Origin of the sequence: Limnothrix sp. FACHB-1083, assembly GCF_014696485.1 — a bacterium.
In the GTDB taxonomy this organism is placed as follows: domain Bacteria; phylum Cyanobacteriota; class Cyanobacteriia; order CACIAM-69d; family CACIAM-69d; genus CACIAM-69d.
The window spans coordinates 445,812-464,193 of record NZ_JACJQD010000002.1 but is presented as its reverse complement, the minus strand read 5'-3'; the positions used below and the strand labels follow the sequence as shown (position 1 = coordinate 464,193).

The window sequence follows — 18,382 nt, the reverse complement described above, 5'->3', positions numbered from 1 at the left end:
TTTTCGGACTGTCACGCCACTACGGCCCCAACCGCCTGAAGTGGCCCGGCTGTCCCGTTGCGCTGATATCCTGAAAAGCATCAAGACTGATCATAAGAATTTCCCTTTTTCGCCCGCCATGTCCGTTACTGCGCCGCCCCAAACCCGAGACCCGATCGCCTTTCCGCTGACGGCGGTGATCGGCCAAGAGTCGATCAAGATGGCTTTGCTGTTGGCGGCGATCGATCCGGGCCTGGGGGGCGTGGCGATCGCCGGTCGGCGCGGCACGGCCAAATCGGTGATGGCGCGGGCGATCCATGCCCTGCTGCCCCCGATCGAGGTGGTGGACGGCTCCCTCAGCAACTGCGACCCGGACGCGCCCGATCGCTGGGAAGACGGCTTGCAATTTACCGGTGAAGTGCCCCGGAAAGTGATTCCCGCGCCCTTTGTGCAAATTCCCCTGGGTGTGACCGAAGATCGGCTGCTGGGTTCGGTGGATGTGGGCCAGTCCGTGAAGCGCGGCGAAACGGTGTTTCAGCCCGGCTTGCTGGCGGAGGCGAACCGGGGCGTGATGTATGTCGATGAGCTGAACTTGCTGGATGACCAAATCGCCAACCTGCTGTTGGGGGCGATCGGGGAAGGGCGCAACCAAATTGAGCGGGAGGGGATCAGCTTTGCTCACCCCTGCCAAGCCCTGTTGATCGCCACCTACAACCCGGAAGAGGGGCCGCTGCGGGAGCATTTGCTCGATCGAATTGCGATCGCCCTGTCCGCCGATGGAGCGTTGGGCTTGGATCAGCGGGTGGAAGTGGTCGATCGGGCCGTGGGCTATGCGCGATCGCCCCAGGACTTCCTCGGTCAATATGCCGAAGAACTGGATGGTCTGAAAACCCAAATCCTGTTGGCGCGGGAGTGGTTGCGTGATGCCACGATCAGCCGCGAGCAGGTGGAATATTTGGTGCAAGAGGCGGTGCGCGGCCGGGTGCAGGGCCACCGGGCGGAACTGTTTGCGGTGCGGGTTGCCAAAGCCCATGCGGCCCTCGATGGGCGGACGGCGGTGAATGCCGATGACCTGCGGGTGGCGGTGGAATTGGTGATTGTGCCCCGGGCCACGGTGATTGAAACGCCGCCGGACGAGCAACAGCCGCCGCCGCCCCCGCCGCCGCAACAGCAGCCGGAAGCGGAGCAGGAACAGGACGACGAAACTGACAACGAAAACGAAGATCAAGACGAAAACGAAGACGAGGATCAACCGGACGAGCCGCCTGCCATCCCCGAGGAATTCGTGTTCGACCCGGAAGGGGTGGTGATGGATCCGTCGGTGCTGCTGTTTGCCCAAACCACGGCCCAGCGATCGGGCGGTAGCTCCGGCAGCCGATCGATCATCTTCTCGGACGATCGGGGGCGCTACATCAAACCCGTTTTGCCGCGCGGCCCCGTGCGCCGAATTGCCGTCGATGCCACCCTGCGATCGGCCGCGCCCTACCAAAAAGCCCGCCGCACCCGAGCCGCCGCTGCGGGCGAAACGGGTCGCCGCGTATTCGTCGAAGAAAGCGACGTGCGGGCCAAGCGCCTCGCCCGGAAGGCCGGAGCCTTGGTGGTGTTTGTGGTGGATGCATCGGGGTCGATGGCCCTGAACCGGATGCAGTCCGCCAAGGGGGCGGTGTTGCGGTTGCTGACGGAGGCTTACCAAAACCGTGATCAGGTGTCGCTGATTCCCTTCCGGGGTGAGCAAGCAGAGGTGCTGTTGCCGCCCACGCGATCAATCTCGGCGGCCCGGCGACGGCTGGAAACCATGCCCTGTGGTGGCGGCTCGCCCTTGGCCCACGGTTTGACCCAGGCGGTGCGCGTCGGCACCAATGCCCGTCAGTCGGGGGATGTGGGTCAGGTGGTGATCGTGGCGATTACGGACGGTCGGGGAAATGTGCCCCTGGCGCGATCGCTCGGCCAGCCGATGGAGCCGGACGAGAAACCGGACGTGAAGCAAGAGCTGCTGGACATTTCCGGCAAAATCCGCGCCCTGAACATCAAGCTGCTGGTAATTGACACCCAAAGCAAATTCGTTTCAACAGGTTTCGCCAAGGAGCTAGCGGAAACGGCGGGCGGCAAGTATTACCACCTACCGAAAGCCACCGATCGAGCGATCGCCGAAATGGCCCGAGGGGCGATCGCCGACTTGAAATAGGGGCGATCGCCCGGTTACGGTTCCCGGCGCTTTAGCCAGCTAAATAACTCATCTACGGTGAGTGCCAAGGGCAAGTCCGGCAACACCGGCAGGCGATCGCTCCCCGACAATTCCAGCGGCAACGCATCGGGCAAAAACACCACCACCACCCGATCGCGCGGCATCACCAACCAGCCCAACTGGCTCCCGTGGCGCAAGCAGTGCAACAGGTTTCGCACCACGCGGGTTTCGCCCTGGGCTGGCGACAGAATCTCGATCGCCCAGTTGGGAGCCACCGTCATCCCAAAGTCCGAAATTTCATCCGCCTGATCGATCGGCACGTCGGTCTCGCGGACAACGATCAGGTTAGGCACGATCGAGCGATCGCCAAAGGTGCAGCGCATCTCCGTCAGCGCTTCCCAGGGTGAATTAATGGCCCCGCCTAAGCGAATTTGCAGACGGCTATGTTTTCCACCCGGCATTGGTTTTTGGATTGGCCCTTGATCGTGAAACTCCCAGGCCGGCGAGTCGTCAATCTCCGGCTGCTGTAAAAATTTCGCAAGCGATAAACCCGGGGCGATCGTGGCAACCATGATCGAATTGCTACTGTTCAATGGGTCGGGGCGACATCTCAATCATGACGCAGCATTGGCCGAAATTTCTTGATCACCCCCATTGAGGAGAAAAGGATCAATCACTCGATGAGCGATTGATCCTTCCAGCAAAGTTATGAATTAACGTTGATCGTAATGATCGATCGTCGTCAAAGCGGATAACGTTTACGCTTCACTGACTAATTGATCGTCATTGCGACCTCCACAAAATACGTGAGGAAATTGTCAAAGGTCAGCGTCATGAATCCATCACTAGGATCCTTGTAGGGATCTTCAGGAGCGATCACGTTTTTGCTATTGTCTTTCCCCCAAGGATTCCGAACCATAATCATCTGGTTCTGAGTGCTCGGGTCAACATAGGCGTTGTGAACACTGTAGGCATGACCTCCGGGGATGAGACCGCCAGAGCGCTGCGTCGCATCACCTGGGCTGCTGGCGATTACATAACGTCCACCATCCAGAGCCGCCTGAATTCTCTGGAAAAGTTCGTTCCTGCCAATGGGCGCGTCAGTTGACGGTTGAAAGTTATTAATACGAATGTTGCCCTTCTCATTCGTTTCGCTAGAAGTTTCTACCGCAAGGAAAGGTTGAAACTCCGTCTGATCCTCTGTCCGTTCTGGCTTCAAATTAATGAATTCCGTCCTCTTACCGGTGAACCGACGGAGGGGAACAAAGCCAATGTCGCCATTGCCAATTACCGTGTATCCATCGCGGTTCTCGTCAATTCCACGCTGTTTAGCATAAGCACGCTCCGCCACTGATCCCCAAATTGCAACACCATTAGCTTGCTCTGGATCATAGAGTCCTGGAGCAGGCAAATTGGAAAACAACCGTTGCGAATCGGGTTTGACAATCACTTGATTGTTGACACTTTGAACCTTCTCCTGGCCAGTCACGTAGTCATAGGTCTTGAGGCTATAAGTATTTGCTCCAGTCACCTGCAAATTGCTGTTCAGAATTGCGCTAGTAGCCGTTGCCGCTGCCGCCGGATTTTCAATCTTGCCAAAGGTTGCTGTGATGGCAGCCAGTGCCGCACAGTTACCCAAACTGGTTTGGTTGATGCCATTGATGCGATAGGGTGCTTCAACCACACCGCCTGTTAAGGGCGCGTATTCCAGGTTAACGACCTTGGCGGCCGCTTCACCCCTTGCGGTATCGCCTTTACCGGTGTAGACGGGCGGTGGCAATTCTTCATCGGTACGACTGATGCGCGGCACGGTTGTGGTTGGAGTGCCGGTGACGCTAGCGGTGATGTTGTAAGCTCCCAAACCGGGAGCATCAACACTGGAGGCATAGACCAAGTACTGGCGAGCGGCATCCGTTGTGAACGTCACGCGAGCGTCATAATTACCGCCCTCGGTGTCAATATCATCATTCTCCGCAATCACTTCCCCAGTGAGGGCATCAACCACCGTCAAATAAGCATCAAACTCAGTAGACGATTGGGTTAACTCCACCGTTAGCCCGCTGAGCAAGTCCGGCAACTGATAGACATCCGCATAGTTATCCGGATCTCCAGGATCGGGGAAGTCGTTTTGATCAAGCCGCCCCTTATTGTCAATACCTGGGAGCAGTGGCTCAAAGTTCTCGATCTCCGCCCGATTGCCTCTCTCATTGAGAGCAGTAATTTGGTACGGTGTGGCAGCACTAGCTGCTTTCACGCTCACGTAGTAGTCCCCGGGTGTCAGCCCCCCATCCAGCAGGATGTCATTCTTGCCCTCGGCCGCGACTTCCGACGGATCCAGCTCCCCATTCCCGTTGCTGTCGCGCCATAGTTGCAGATCCACATCACTCGTGCGATTGGAAGTGGTGATGTCCAAATACCCAATATCCACCGCCAGACGGTAAGTGTCGCTCTGGTCACTACCGCCAACAAAGTCGTTCAGTTGAGTATCCTCATTGGTCGGCAATGCTCGTGCAGAAGCTGCATTACTACCGGCCAGATCCCGTGGTGTTCCAGCGGCCCCCGCCACACTCAAGGTGTAGTTGCTGCTGCCTTCAAACTGAGTAACAGCTAGGAAATAGTCTCCGGGTTGCAGCAACATGTTGCTGATGGATTCTGCGGCATTTCCTGACTGGGCGGAAGAGGCGATCACTTCATCGGTTCCCAATTCCCCGTCTCCGTCTGCATCTCGATACAGCTCAATGTCTATATCGCTGCCATTGGCAAGACCTGTGAGATTTGCTTCTAGGACTGATGGGTTGGTGACCGTAAACCGGAAGTAGTCGTTATAGTCTGCATCGCCAACAAAGTTGTTCGTGGAGGCTGCTACGCCGAGGTTACCCAGATTGTTGGCACCTGGCTCTACGTCATCGATCGTGGCTTTTCGGGTACTAAATGTCCCCGCCAATGCTGTGGGAGCGACTCCCTGCACACGAGCCAAGATGGCCCCGGTGGATGCGAGGCGGATGATGGTGTCGCTGCCATTGGCTTCCAGCCTGACATCGGCTTCGGAGAGGTTGTCGTTGTTGCCATCAGTCAAAGCGAATAAGTCGCCAGCTTCGGCATTGAAATCGGTGATTAGATCGGCTGAGGTAATGCTGGTAGCAGTTTGCAAGGTTGATAAAACAAATGCATCCGATCCATCACCACCAGTTAGGGTATCAACACCCACATCTCCGGCGAGAAAGTCATCCCCTTCATTACCTTCGAGGAGATCATTTCCGGCTCCACCCAATAAGACATCATTACCCCGCTGGCCAAAAATTCGATCGGCCCCCTGACCACCAGCTAGAAAGTCGGAGTCTCGCCCACCATAAATCACATCATCCCCAGCATTGCCGAGGATATAGTCCCCACCGTTGTTGCCATAGATCACATCGGCACGCGCTGCCCCAAAGATGCGATCACTGCCATTCAATCCGCGAACACTAGAACCATTGGGAACGGTTGATCCAATGGTAAAGACATCATTTTGAGGAGTGAGATCAAAGTCCATCGATTAACTTATCCCTGATGTGTCAAGTTCTTAACAAAAGTATGCTTCGAGGAACGAAATTTCCTCGAAAGTCACGCTAGCTGCTTTGCAGAAAGTTTGTCAATCTAGAGAAAGAATTTGTAAGGTATTTAAGAGATTTTAGAAAAATTAAACTTAAAGAGAAAATGATGCCATTATTGATACTTTTTCATAAAAATTTTATAAACCAATTATCGTGGGTGTTGATTGTCAGTGTTGATTGTCAGTGTTGATTGTCAGTGTTGATTGTCAGTGTTGATTGTCAGTGTTGATTGTCAGTGTTGATTGTCAGTAGTGTTGGCAGCAATTCTCTCAGCTCGGAAAAGCGATCGAGCGTTCTCAATCACCCAGTAATTTCCAATTGCTCAATAGTTCTCAGTCGTTGACGGCGGTTAAAACCGCCCGATGATGGTTGAAGATTCACCGGGAGAGACAATGCCGTGACCGTTGCACCGAATGCTGTCGCTGAGACCGATCGCACCTGGCATGGATCGTTCGTGTTGCGGTTTGACCGATCGGGCGATCGCACCCAGGTTCAGGCTAAAACCCGATCGCCCCTGCAATTTCAGCGGCCCTTTTATCCCGAGGGGCCAGCGGTTTGCCACGCGGCCATGTTGCATGTAGCGGGGGGGATGGTTGGGGGCGATCGCCTGTCGATCACGTTGGACTTGGAGCCGGAAACGGCCGCCCTGGTGACAACGGTGTCGGCGGCCAAGATCTATGGCAGCCGGGGGCGATCGCTGGTTGACCCGGCCGGGCGGTTTGCCCAGCAGTCGGTGCGGGTGCGGGTGGGTGAGGGGGCGCACCTGGAATGGTTGCCCCAGGAGACGATTATTTTCGATGGCGCGTTGTACGAGCAGCGATCGCGCATTGACCTGGCGGCCGGAGCCACTTGGCTGGGGAGTGAGATTGTGCGGTTGGGGCGCACGGCCGGCGGTGAGCGTTACGGGTGCGGCGAGTGGCGATCGCGCCTGGAAGTGTGGCAGGGCGATCGACTGGTGTGGCTGGATCCGCAACGAATCGACGCGACCGACCCGGCCATCCGCGACGGCTCCCACGGGTTGGCTGGCTGCCCGATCGTCGGGACGCTGGCTTGGATTGGTCAAGAAATCCCGAAAGAGCTGATCACGGAAGCGCGATCGCACCTGCCCACAGGCGATCGAGTTGATTGCGGCATCACGCGGCTGCAAACGGGGCTGCTTTGTCGCTATCGGGGCCATTCGGTCAGTGAGGCCCGGCGCTGGTTCTGGCAGGTATGGGATTTGGTGCGCCGCAGCCAGCGCGATCGCCCGGCGATCGTCTCCCGGTTTTGGCCGCTATAGCTGCGATCGCCCCGAAACCCAAAATCTTCGCAATCAATCGGTGGCCTGCTAGACAAATCGCGGTACAACCAACAACAGAGTATTGGCAAGATGACCTGCGCGATCGCCCTATGCAACTCACGCCCCAAGAAAAGGACAAGCTGCTAATTTTCACCGCCGCGCTGCTGGCCGAGCGCCGCAAAAATCGCGGACTGAAGCTCAACTATCCGGAAGCCGTGGCCTATCTAACGGCGGCCATTTTGGAAGGGGCGCGAGACGGCAAAACCGTGGCGGAACTGATGGCGGAGGGGACAACGCTGCTCACCCGAGATGAGGTGATGGAAGGGGTCGCAGAGATGATCCACGATGTGCAGGTGGAAGCGACGTTTCCCGACGGCACGAAATTGGTGACCGTACATGATCCCATTCGTTAATTTCGGTTGCGGCTTTGGTAGGGATCGATTCGCAATCGGCTCCTAGGATGATTGTCATCATTTGCGATAAGGAAAAATGCCATGATTCCCGGTGAATTAATTGTTGAACCTGGCGAGATTGAATTGAATGTCGGCCGATCGCCCGTGACGATCACGGTGGAAAACCGAGGCGATCGCCCAATTCAAGTTGGCTCCCATTTTCATTTTTTTGAAGTGAACGAAGCCCTCGTGTTCGATCGCGCGGCGGCTCGGGGAACCCATCTGGATATTCCCTCAGGAACGGCGGTGCGTTTTGAACCGGGTGATGAGAAAACGGTGACGCTGGTTCCTTTTGCCGGAACCCGGGAAATCTACGGGTTTAATGCACTGGTAGAAGGCAGTTTGGATCGGGAATTGGGTAAAAAATCCAAGGATAAATCCAGAGGAAAAACCGAGAAAAAAACGCGCAAATAGTCTATTTTTATCCTGGCTTCAGAGTTCCTAACAGGAAGCTTCAGTTTCTGATGATCATGCTTGAGTAGTCAATGATTTTGGGATAACTCAATCAAGATTGCAATCGGCATAATCATCAGTTGCTTTTCATTTTTCTTGCAGGTCGTCAGAGATTTCAAACGTTTCTATGTCAACAGAACCCAGTTTGCAAGGTATCGCAGAAAAGATTGACTCGCTGGTTGTCGAAGTGACTAAAACCAATGAGCGAATTGATCAGTTATCCCATGATCTCTCTGAAACTAACGCCAAGTTAGCAGAGACGAATACTCGGCTTGATCGCAGCGATGAGCGGTTTGAGGTTTATCAAAAAGCAACACAATGGGTTGTGCAGCTTGCCTTTGGGTTAATTGCTAGCGCCACAGTGACAATTTTGATTACTTCGATCGTTCGGCGATAAAGGCGATAAATTGGCTGATGATGCTCCATGGATCGGATTAATTGAACCCTTGTTTTTAAACTAAAGACCCCATTTGGAGAGAAGACGTGCCCTACAGAATCGATCGCCGCACCTACGCTGAAACCTATGGGCCCACCACAGGCGATCGCCTGCGACTGGCCGACACCGAATTACTCATTGAAATCGAACAAGACCTGACGGTTTATGGCGATGAAGTGAAATTTGGTGGCGGCAAAACGATTCGGGATGGCATGGGTCAATCGCCCATTACTAACAGCGACGGGGCGATGGATACGGTGATTACGAATGCCGTGATCCTCGATTGGTGGGGCGTAATTAAGGCTGATATTGGGATCAAACAGGGCAAAATCGCGGCGATCGGGAAGGCCGGTAACCCCTACACCCAAGCGGGCGTGGACATCATCATCGGCCCCGGCACGGAAATCATTGCGGGCGAAGGGGCGATCGTCACGGCCGGCGGCATTGACACCCACATCCACTTCATCTGTCCCCAACAAATCGAAACGGCTCTGGCCGCTGGGATCACGACGATGATTGGCGGTGGCACGGGCCCCGCCGCCGGAACCAACGCCACCACTTGCACCCCCGGCCCCTGGCACATGGCGCGGATGCTAGAAGCGGCGGAAGCCTTTCCGATGAATTTGGGCTTTTTGGGCAAGGGCAACAGCGGCCAACCGGCGGGGCTGATTGAACAGGTGAAGGCCGGGGCGATCGGGCTGAAGCTGCATGAGGACTGGGGAACCACGCCCGCCGCGATCGATACCTGCCTGAGCGTCGCCGACGAATACGACATCCAAGTGGCGATCCACACGGACACCCTGAACGAGGCGGGCTTTGTGGAAGCGACCGTGGCCGCCTTTAAGGGCCGCACGATCCACACCTTCCACACCGAGGGCGCGGGCGGCGGCCATGCCCCAGACATCATCAAGGTCTGTGGCTTGCCCAACGTGCTGCCCTCTTCGACCAACCCAACGCGCCCCTACACGGTGAACACGATCGAGGAGCACCTCGATATGTTGATGGTTTGCCACCACCTCGATCGGGCGATTCCCGAAGATGTGGCCTTCGCCGAGTCGCGGATTCGCCGGGAAACGATCGCCGCCGAAGACATCCTGCACGACCTGGGGGCGATCGCCATGATGTCGTCGGACTCCCAAGCCATGGGCCGAATTGGCGAAAGCATCATCCGCACCTGGCAAACAGCCCACAAAATGAAGGTGCAGCGCGGCTCCCTGCCCCAAGACCCCGCCCGCCACGACAACACCCGCGCCAAACGCTACATCGCCAAATACACGATCAACCCGGCGATCGCCCACGGGATTGCCAACCATGTGGGGTCGATCGAACCGGGCAAACTGGCGGATCTCTGCCTCTGGAAACCGGCGTTTTTTGGCGTGAAACCGGAGTTGGTGATCAAGGGTGGGGCGATCGCCTGGGCCCAAATGGGCGATGCCAATGCCAGCATCCCCACGCCGCAACCGGTGCATGGCCGTCCGATGTTCGCCAGCTTCGGCAAAGCAATCCAGAGCACCAGCCTCACCTTTGTTTCTAAAGCAGCCTTCAAGGCCGGGGTTCCCGAAAAGTTGGGTCTCCGGCGGCAAGTGGTGGCCGTGTCGGGAATTCGATCGATCCGCAAATCCGACATGAAGCTGAACGATGCGCAACCGGCGATCGAGGTCGATCCGCAAACCTATGAAGTGTTCGCCGATGGGCAACTGCTGACCTGCGAACCGGCGGCGGTGCTGCCCATGGCCCAGCGATATTTCCTGTTCTAGCCTGTTCCAGATCGCTTGAGGGATTGCCGTTTGCCTAGGGGGCCAGTTTGGGATGCTCGGTTGAACCTGCTGGCCCCGTCGGGCGATTATTTGATTTTTGTACAGATTTTTGCTAAATTGGAGAAGCTCTTTCGTCTTGAGGGTTTTCGGGATGGCCGCTGCCTCCGTTGCGACTCCAGTTCCTCCTACAATAGAAGCCGCTTCGATCGCTCCCCTAGCAGGCACCCCGGCCGATCAGGGCTTGCCGGAGCCGGCCACGGTGCGATCGGGCAGAAAATCTTCCATCACCGTTGACCCCCAGGCGACTATGGCTTCCAACGCATCCGCAAATTCTGACCCCACGGCGAAGACGGCCACCGCCAAGGAATCCGCCAGCAGCGCTAAAGGATCCAAGGACGCTAAGGAAGCGGCTAAGGAGTCGGCCAAAGAGAGCGCCGCCAAAGACGGGCCGACCAAGGAAATTAGCAAGGAAAAGGAAAAAGCCCTGGGGCTGGTGGTTCAGCAGATTGAACGCAGCTTTGGCAAAGGGGCGATCGTCCGGTTGGGAGATGCGGCCCGAATGCGGGTGGAAACCATTCCCAGCGGGGCCTTGACCTTGGATTTGGCCCTGGGCGGCGGCATTCCCAAGGGCCGTGTGGTGGAAATTTATGGCCCTGAAAGCTCCGGAAAAACGACCCTAGCACTCCATGCGATCGCGGAGGTACAGCGATCGGGCGGCATTGCGGCCTTTGTGGATGCAGAACATGCCTTGGATCCGGTTTATGCCAAGGCCCTTGGGGTGGATATTGATAATCTGCTGGTTTCCCAACCGGACACGGGGGAAATGGGGCTGGAAGTGGTGGATCAACTGGTGCGATCGGGCGCGATCGACCTGGTGGTGGTGGACTCGGTGGCCGCCTTGGTTCCCCGATCGGAAATTGAAGGAGAAATGGGCGCGGCCCAAGTGGGCAGCCAAGCCCGCCTCATGAGCCACGCCCTGCGGCGCATTACCGGCAACATCGGTAAATCGGGCTGCACGGTGATTTTCCTCAACCAATTGCGCCAAAAAATTGGAGTCACCTACGGCAGCCCGGAAACCACCACGGGCGGAAATGCCCTCAAGTTCTATGCGTCGGTGCGCTTGGACATTCGCCGCATTCAAACCCTGAAGAAGGGAACCGAAGAGTTTGGGATTCGGGCCAAGGTCAAAGTCGCCAAAAACAAAGTCGCGCCGCCGTTCCGGATCGCAGAATTTGACATCATCTTTGGCGAAGGCATCTCCTCGATCGGCTGCTTAGTGGACTTGGCTGAGTCCACCGGAATTTTGGTGCGCAAGGGAGCTTGGTATAGCTACAAGGGCGAAAACATCAGCCAAGGACGTGACAACGCTATTCAGTACTTGAAGGAAAATCCGGCGATCGCGGCAGAAATGGAGTTGGCCGTGCGCCAAAAGCTGGAGGAAGCGGGGGCAATTACTGGGGGATCCACTGACGAGTTAGATGAAGCAGATCTGAGCGAAGCGTTCTAGGACAAATCTCGGAACACTCAAAATTTTGAGACACTCGATCGAGCGGAATCGACAAGCTGAGCTGAGTTAAACCCGACCAGACCAAACCCTAAACAGCGGTAACCCCAATCATTAGTTAAGCGGCCAGCTCCCTCATTCAGTTGGGGAGGTGGCTGTTTTTGATCAGCTTTGCATTTTGGGCTAGCGGCTGGGTTGAGGGCCTGGGGGAACGAAATCCCGGGGATTGAATCCCTGAACTGAAACTGAGAGTCTAGGCGTAGGATAAATCGCGGGCGGTGCAGGCCGGGGCGATCGAGTCAGCCACCGCCGCGATCGTGAAATTTTGCTGACCCAATAACCGTTCACGGGACTCTTGGCGCAAGCTTCCTGACAAAAACGCCCGCTGAAGGGCCATAAACGCTTCGAAGTCATCGGGGCCATATTTCCCGCGCATGAGTTGGCGCAGGGATTCCTCTGCCTCGATCGACAGGTATTGATGAGCTAACGCTTCGGACACAATCTCGCGAATGGAAGTCATGTTGCTTTGAGACCTACTCAACGACTGCAAGGATCTGGGAAGTTTCCGGTTGCCACAGTTTTTAGTATCGGGGGAAAGTCTAATCAGCGAAGTGACCGATCGCTGACCCCGCATGGATCTTGAGCGTCATCCCCTGAGATCAAAACAGGGCTTGGGTGCGATCGCCGTCACAGGGTGAGACCCCCTCCCCCAATGGACTGACCAGCCCTTGAATTCAGCCAGGCTGGAATTCAGTCACGGCCGATCGAGATCCAGTTGAGATCCATCGAGACCAAAGCCCACAACCAAGACTGATGCTGGGTTGCTGGTTCGTGGAGTGATTGAGCGAGCGTGCATCTAAGGCCCATGGCTGAGTGCGCTCCTGACCGCAGCCATGAGCCTTGATTCCCATTCCGAGGGCCAGAGGGTCGATCGCGATCGCAGCCTGGTTTCAACAACGGCTCAGGTTCCGGAGCGAAGCTTTTGCTCCGCCCAACTTGCGCAACCGGTCACAATTACGGACGAAAACAGGAAAGAAAACGACGCAGGGAGACTAAGGAGAACCTAATTGAGATGCGTAGAAGCTAAGCGTAGATTGAGCAGTGGCAAGGTAAGGGAGAGTGCTCAAGGCTGAGGAAAGTGAAAAAAACAGCAATCAACCGTTTTTCAAGGCGATTTAGGCAAATTCCTCAAATTTTTTGCCAAATTTGCTGAACCCTGACGAACTGTCTTCCCAAAAAGTTTCTTCGGAAAAAGTTCTTTGGGCAGCACAACTCAATCGAGTCGCCATGGAGATGGTAGCAATCGAGCGCAATCGTCGGATCTCAGTTTAGCGACCCGTTTCCGGATTTGGGTGTGGTGATCATCACTTTTTGGCGGGTTTTGTCTGGCCGGGTCTGGCTGGGCCGGGTGAATGGAGACCTGGGTGGGGCGATCGCCTAAACATCACTTCGGGCTTGGCGCATGGGGAGCAATGGCTAGCCGTCGCCGTGGATTGGCAAGGGCTGGCGGTTTTGGCGGCTCAATGCCGGGGTTGGGGGCTAATGAAGAGCGCACCGATAGGCCAAGGCGGCGGCGGTGGCATTGTTGGAGCCGATCGCCAGGTCACCAATCAAGCGCCAAAGATCGGGGCGGTGGGGCAAGGCCAAGCCGCCCGCCGGGGGATGATGCAGCCGATCGAGCCAAGCGGCCATGGCTTGCGGCATTCCCTGTTGTTTCCCCTGTCGCTCCAAAACCGTCAAAAGATTCGCAATGGGTTCATGCCAGTAGGTATCCTTTTCCAGGGCTTGCAGATAGGCCACCAGGGGTTCCAAATCGTAGCCAGTGCCGACGGGCAAGGTTTTGAGGGCAAAGCCAGGGTGACTGTGGCCAAAGACCTGGACTAGCGATCGGGTCAAGGGCCCGTAGTGCGCCAGGTCTTGATCACTAAACTCCGGCTGGCGCTGGGCCCAAATTTCCGCCAGGGTGAGATAGGGAGCCGCCACTTGGGGAGCCAGCCCGATCGCCCGTTCACAGAGTTGTTGAGCCGCATCCCACTGGTGCGATCGCGCCAAGGCCCAAGCCAGAGCATCCAAGAGCAGCGGATCCGTTGTGGCCTCAGCCGCCCGTTGCCAGGGAGCCGTGAGGGGTTGCCAATCGCGAACTTTGCGCAAAAAAAGCTGATAGCCGCTGAAAACCACCTCAAAACAGTGGGTAAACAGCAACATAAACAAATCCACACCGAATTGTGGGCAATCCTCCGGCAAACCCACATAACGATAGTCATCAATCACCACCAGCCCACCCACCTTCACCAGGGGCCAGGTCATGACGGCATCGCGGAAGGCCACCCAAGGCGCATGGCAACCGTCAATGTAGGCCAGGTCGTAGTGATCAACCGGTAGCTGGGCCAGGGCTTCCCAAGAGAGCTGAGACAGAAGGGTGACCTGCGGGGCCCGACCGGTGCGATCGAGATTGTCCCGCAGGGTGGGACGAATTTCCGGTTCAATGCAGGTGAGCCTTGCTTCCGGATTCAGCAGGACGCGATCGAGCAACCAGCAGGCAGACATCCCTTCAAAGCTGCCAATTTCCAAAGCCTGTACCGGCCCCCGATCGGCCAAAGGCTGCACCCAATTCACCCAGTTGGGTAATTGATTGGAAAACCAGTCTCGGGAAAACCAATAGCCCCGATCGCCACTTTCGGGCCAGTCCCGCAGGCGATGGGCCTTGGCAAAGCAGGTTTGCGCCTCCGGAAGCTGATCACGACTGACCAACAGGGTTCCCAAATCCGTCCAGGCCTCGGGCATGGTGGGGTGTTGTCGGGTGAGGCGACGCAGCAGGGTTTCCGCCCAATCCCACTGGCCCGCCTGTTGGAACAGTTCGCCCCAACGACGATGCTCTTGGGGTTTTAGGAAGTCGGTGACCTGCAAGTATAACTGACCGGCGCGATCGACCTGGCCCGCTGCGATCGCCGCTTGGGCCTGCTCAAAGCAAGAAACAACAGAATCCGCCATGGAAAACCATCCGTAAAAACCGCGAGCCACAAATAACGCAAGGGCAGTTCTGCGCTGCAAATTCTGCGCTGCAAGCTTTGCCCGGCAAGTTCTGCTCGGCAAGTTCTGCTCGGCAAGTTCTGCTCGGCAAGTTCTGCTCGGCAAATTCTGCTCGGCAAATTCTGCCCTGCAAATTCTGCACCGCGAATCATCATGCGCCCGGGAACTCATCATGCGCCCGGGCCTGTACCCTAGCGCAGGGGAAAAGCCGTGTTGATTTGATTGCGCCCCCGCACAAATGCCCCTGCAATTACAAACCGCTGCCCATCGTTGGCCTCGCAAAACCGACTGGCTTGGGCGATCGGGGAGTTTTCCACCGCCGAAGGATCTTGAGGGAGTGCCAAGGCGGTTGTCCCAGGCGCAGCGGGCATCAGTTGAGCAACCGGCGCAACCGCTGCTTGGGCTGAGGTCGATCGGTTGCCAGGCCGGTTATAACCGCACCAAGCCCAATCGGGCGCGCCCCCTGGGCAACTAATTTGATTGCGAGCCGCATAGCGGATCGATTCCAATACCTGCGCTTGGGAGCAGCGATCGGGAAACATCGTGGAAAACTTTTCCCGACTGGGATCGGCCCCATGGCTCCAGCGCACCCCATAGATCCCTCGCCGGTTGGGTGGTTGGGTCACTTGAAACCGGGCCACCGTGCGGGGATTGGTGCCGCCCGGTCGGGAATGGAACCCCTTGGGCCGACCGTTGCTAAATTCACCACAAAAAATATGGGGTTGGTTCACCTGGGGGCCGCTGGCAAAGTTGCTCCAGTGGGGCAGGCGATCGCAGTTCACCAGTTTGGGGGCCGCGGTTTGGCCCTCGGGAACCGCCAGCACCAGGGCCACAATTCCCGCCAGCACCAGACTCCAGCGCGATCGCCCTTTGCGGTAAGCCGAGGAGGAGGCAGTTTTCCCGATCGTTGGCTGATTCAACGGCTGAGTCATATTGGTGTTGTCTGTTTTGTCTGTATTGATTGTTGGTGTGGTTGCTGTGCCGGTGACTGTTGTTCGCTGGATTTGTGCCGGATTTGTGCCGAGTTTCCGGTGGGTTTTCGCCGGGTTCCCGCTGCGCTTCTGTTCTGTTATTGCCGTCTTTGTGCTGCTTTCCTGACTTTTGCCGGATTGCTATTTCGCCGTTGATTAACCCCTTGCTCAGCAAGCTCTTGCTACACAAGTTAAAGACTCGAACAGAGGACGGGTGCGGCAGGATTCGAACCTGCGACCGGCCGCTTAGAAGGCGGCTGCTCTATCCACTGAGCTACGCACCCAGACTGAGATCTGTAGAGATTTCCGTGAAAATTCCCACACACAATCCGGGGAAAATTCATCGGCGGAAGTTCCCTGGGCCTTGAAAAAACCATTGCTTCTCCTGATTGCAACTGTTCGCCAACGAATGCTGTCATCAGGGCGCTTCCGGCTCGATCGCGGCGGCGTGGGTTTCATCCGCGATTCAGGATGACACGCCCGGACTGGCCGCCTTTCAAGGTTTACGAATTGTATCGAGTTAACCTAACCCCAAGCAAGGCCGTTGAGGAGGTTGATGGGAGTGATCAACCCACCCTCAGAACATCCATTCAGAGGCAATTCCGCCAAGAGCCAGTTTTTAGAAGGTCGCGGGGTACACTTGAGAGACCAAAGTTGATTTTCGACCCTAGATCCCCCAATAGCTCTACGCTAAGGGCCCTGGGCTAGAATGATGCCCAGCGCAGGCTCAGTTCACCGGTTGGGAAGCTGTCTATGCAGCCCTCACGACCTTGCTGGGGCTAGCTTCTGGAGCAGCTCTGGTTGACCGACTGCATGAGTTCAAGCTAGATCAGCCCTGTGGCCTCTGGTTTGGATGGCGTAGCTCCAAGCATGAGTTCTTTGAATAACGCATGTTTATTCTGAAGCGGCAAGACGTGGACATTTCCAACGTCCGGCATCCCGAAAAAGATCAGCAAATTCCGATCCTGAGCTATCAGGGTCAAACATTCACGTTGCTGAATGTTTTTAGCGCAAATCAGGCGGAAGAGGCGCGGGCCTTATGGCGAGATCTGACGGATAACCGAGGGAAAGCTTGCGTCCTGCTGGAAGAGCCGGATCGGTTCAGTGTGTGGGGCAAGGTGCGGCTCGATCGCCTGGGAGTCGCGGATGCTGGCGCAGGCGACAGCGGGGCGGCGAAGTCGTCCTATGTGCTGGCGGGGATGCTGCTGCTCCAGGCGGTGTACTTCGACATTGAAGATTTGCTGGGAGAACGCCAGGGCGCGAAGTTTCGCCAGGAAATTGGCGAGGTGTTCAAGCGGCTCCAGTTTCCAGGGCTGGACAACCAGGCGGCCGTGAGCAACATTTTGGAAGTGAACCCCTTTGAAACGGCCTTGCCGCCCTGGCAAGAATTGCAAATCGTGGGGTTGCTACAGGAACTGCACACGCTGGGTAAAGGCTATTTTGGCAATACCAATTTCACCAGCCGAGCGTTTGATGCGTTGCAGGAGATGGATGCGGGCGAGCGTTCGGAATTCATGGACTGGCTGGGGCGATCGCCCGCGGCCAAGCTCTGGCGCTAGCCTTGGGCGGCGCTAAACCGAATGGCCATGGCCGTCTGGGGCAATGGGGGCGATCGAATGCCCAACTGCAATCGACGGCTCCAGGCTCAGGGATGTTGGGCGATCCATCCCCGGTCTGCGGTGGTCTGTGTCCCTCTTGAGATCGTCACCTCCTGGTTTTTAGAACCTTTTGAAGCCAACCCCTATGACTAAGACTGCGAGCGAATCGCCAAAACTGTTTTCATCGCGCAACCTAATTATCGGGGCTGTTTCTTGGTCTCTGGTTGCCTTGGCGGTGTTTCTGTTTTTCAGTGTGACTCCGTCGGGGGAAACCCTGCCCCAGTGGTACAGCATTGCCACTTCAGTGTTGGAAACAACGTCCTATCTGTGGGCGGCGCTGGTGTGCTTTCGGAACTGGCGCAGCAATCAAATCCTCAGTGGCCGGACGGTTTGGTTACTGATTGGGTTGGGAATGCTTTGCTATGGTTTGGGCAACTTACTGTTCAGCTATTGGGAAATTGGTCTGGGGATTGAGCCGGATGTGAGTCCCGGTGACCTGTTCTACATCGTCACCTATGCTTCCCTGGCGATCGGGCTGTTGTTGGCGGTGTTGCCCCGGCGTTTGAATTTGGAACTGTGGCAGTGGCTGACGATCGGGGGAATTGGTCTGGCGGGGACTGCCTTCGCCTTCTCGCCGTTGGTTTTGGGCGAGGCCGCTTGCCCGGAACGCACCGCCGAGTCCGTGGCCAATGTGCCGGCCTGGGCTGAGCAGATCCAAGGGGCCCTCTCGCCGATTGCAGACTATATTTTGCCGGTTTATACCGTTGGCGATATTGTGCTGCTGGTGTTGGCTTCGGCGTTGCTGTTGGCCTTTTGGGGCGGGCGATCGGCCCAATCTTGGCGGATGATTGCGGCGGCCTCCATTTCGCTTTACATTGCGGATATGTGGTTCAAGTACGCCACGGCCAACATTTGCAACTATGAAAGCGGTAGCCTGCTGGAAGTGTTCTGGATCTTCAGTGGCGTGCTGTTTGGCATCGGTGCCGTGTTGGAGTACGATCTTTCGACGCGATCGCGCCGTAGTGCCCGTCGGCGCTCATCGGGAGCGGCTAACTAGGGTTCAAGGTTGTCGCTGGCCCCGGGCGGTGGCGACCATCCTTTGGAGCCCTGAACTGTCCGCAGGCATTTGCACAATTCCCCAGGTT

General features: G+C 56.7%; 16 protein-coding genes and 1 tRNA gene. 11 read left to right on the top strand and 6 right to left on the bottom strand.

What is annotated here, in order from left to right:
• Positions 1-118: 118 nt before the first annotated feature.
• Positions 119-2,164, top strand: coding sequence for a magnesium chelatase ATPase subunit D (bchD, locus tag H6F46_RS03985; RefSeq protein ID WP_190353622.1), 2,046 nt, complete (start codon positions 119-121; stop codon positions 2,162-2,164).
• Between the two features lie 14 nt (positions 2,165-2,178).
• Here the strand turns inward: bchD and H6F46_RS03980 are convergent, their stop codons facing one another.
• Together H6F46_RS03980 and H6F46_RS03975 are read right to left on the bottom strand one after the other, a co-directional pair.
• Positions 2,179-2,736 (bottom strand): Uma2 family endonuclease, encoded by a 558-nt coding sequence (locus H6F46_RS03980; protein WP_190353621.1) that lies wholly within the window; start codon positions 2,734-2,736, stop codon positions 2,179-2,181.
• Between the two features lie 200 nt (positions 2,737-2,936).
• Positions 2,937-5,696, bottom strand: coding sequence for a pre-peptidase C-terminal domain-containing protein (locus H6F46_RS03975; protein WP_190353620.1), 2,760 nt, complete (start codon positions 5,694-5,696; stop codon positions 2,937-2,939).
• A 458-nt stretch (positions 5,697-6,154) separates the two neighbouring features.
• On the opposite strand from H6F46_RS03975, the gene H6F46_RS03970 reads away from it, so the two are divergent.
• The 6 genes from H6F46_RS03970 (at position 6,155) to recA (ending at position 11,641) form a co-directional block, all read left to right on the top strand.
• Positions 6,155-7,036, top strand: coding sequence for an urease accessory protein UreD (locus tag H6F46_RS03970; protein WP_190353619.1), 882 nt, complete (start codon positions 6,155-6,157; stop codon positions 7,034-7,036).
• A 110-nt stretch (positions 7,037-7,146) separates the two neighbouring features.
• Positions 7,147-7,449: an urease subunit gamma gene (ureA, locus tag H6F46_RS03965; protein ID WP_099534820.1), complete on the top strand. Its 303-nt coding sequence runs from the start codon at positions 7,147-7,149 to the stop codon at positions 7,447-7,449.
• A gap of 81 nt (positions 7,450-7,530) precedes the next feature.
• Entirely contained in the window at positions 7,531-7,902 is a 372-nt protein-coding gene (locus H6F46_RS03960; RefSeq protein ID WP_190353618.1) for an urease subunit beta, read from the top strand.
• Between the two features lie 166 nt (positions 7,903-8,068).
• Positions 8,069-8,338 (top strand): hypothetical protein, encoded by a 270-nt coding sequence (locus H6F46_RS03955; protein WP_199291371.1) that lies wholly within the window; start codon positions 8,069-8,071, stop codon positions 8,336-8,338.
• 86 nt (positions 8,339-8,424) lie between these two features.
• Positions 8,425-10,134 (top strand): urease subunit alpha, encoded by a 1,710-nt coding sequence (ureC, locus tag H6F46_RS03950; RefSeq protein WP_190353617.1) that lies wholly within the window; start codon positions 8,425-8,427, stop codon positions 10,132-10,134.
• Positions 10,135-10,594: 460 nt separating this feature from the next.
• The gene (gene recA / locus H6F46_RS03945) at positions 10,595-11,641 is read left to right on the top strand and encodes a recombinase RecA (RefSeq protein ID WP_370567078.1); all 1,047 of its coding nucleotides are present in this window, start codon (positions 10,595-10,597) and stop codon (positions 11,639-11,641) included.
• Between the two features lie 250 nt (positions 11,642-11,891).
• Here recA and H6F46_RS03940 read toward each other — a convergent pair whose 3' ends face one another.
• The 3 genes from H6F46_RS03940 to H6F46_RS03930 form a co-directional block, all read right to left on the bottom strand.
• Positions 11,892-12,158, bottom strand: coding sequence for a hypothetical protein (locus H6F46_RS03940; protein WP_199291370.1), 267 nt, complete (start codon positions 12,156-12,158; stop codon positions 11,892-11,894).
• Positions 12,159-13,177: 1,019 nt separating this feature from the next.
• Positions 13,178-14,629, bottom strand: coding sequence for a class I SAM-dependent methyltransferase (locus H6F46_RS03935; RefSeq protein WP_190353616.1), 1,452 nt, complete (start codon positions 14,627-14,629; stop codon positions 13,178-13,180).
• Between the two features lie 230 nt (positions 14,630-14,859).
• Complete coding sequence (locus H6F46_RS03930) at positions 14,860-15,600, bottom strand: EndoU domain-containing protein (RefSeq protein WP_190353615.1); 741 nt, start codon at positions 15,598-15,600, stop codon at positions 14,860-14,862.
• 1 nt (position 15,601) lies between these two features.
• Between H6F46_RS03930 and H6F46_RS03925 the strand changes: the two genes are divergently transcribed.
• Positions 15,602-15,766: a hypothetical protein gene (locus H6F46_RS03925; RefSeq protein ID WP_190404978.1), complete on the top strand. Its 165-nt coding sequence runs from the start codon at positions 15,602-15,604 to the stop codon at positions 15,764-15,766.
• An 84-nt stretch (positions 15,767-15,850) separates the two neighbouring features.
• Here H6F46_RS03925 and H6F46_RS03920 read toward each other — a convergent pair.
• Positions 15,851-15,923, bottom strand: a tRNA-Arg gene (locus H6F46_RS03920).
• A 606-nt stretch (positions 15,924-16,529) separates the two neighbouring features.
• On the opposite strand from H6F46_RS03920, the gene H6F46_RS03915 reads away from it, so the two are divergent.
• Genes H6F46_RS03915 through H6F46_RS03905 form a run of 3 tightly spaced genes read left to right on the top strand, consistent with a single transcriptional unit; the run spans position 16,530 to position 18,294 of the window.
• On the top strand, positions 16,530-17,198 hold the full coding sequence (locus H6F46_RS03915) for an Npun_F0813 family protein (protein WP_099534826.1): 669 nt from the start codon (positions 16,530-16,532) through the stop codon (positions 17,196-17,198).
• Positions 17,199-17,225: 27 nt separating this feature from the next.
• A complete protein-coding gene (locus H6F46_RS03910; protein ID WP_190353613.1) occupies positions 17,226-17,390 on the top strand; it encodes a hypothetical protein in 165 nt (54 codons plus the stop codon).
• Complete coding sequence (locus H6F46_RS03905) at positions 17,383-18,294, top strand: hypothetical protein (protein WP_099534827.1); 912 nt, start codon at positions 17,383-17,385, stop codon at positions 18,292-18,294. Before H6F46_RS03910 ends, H6F46_RS03905 begins: the two co-directional genes overlap by 8 nt.
• Positions 18,295-18,382: the final 88 nt, after the last annotated feature.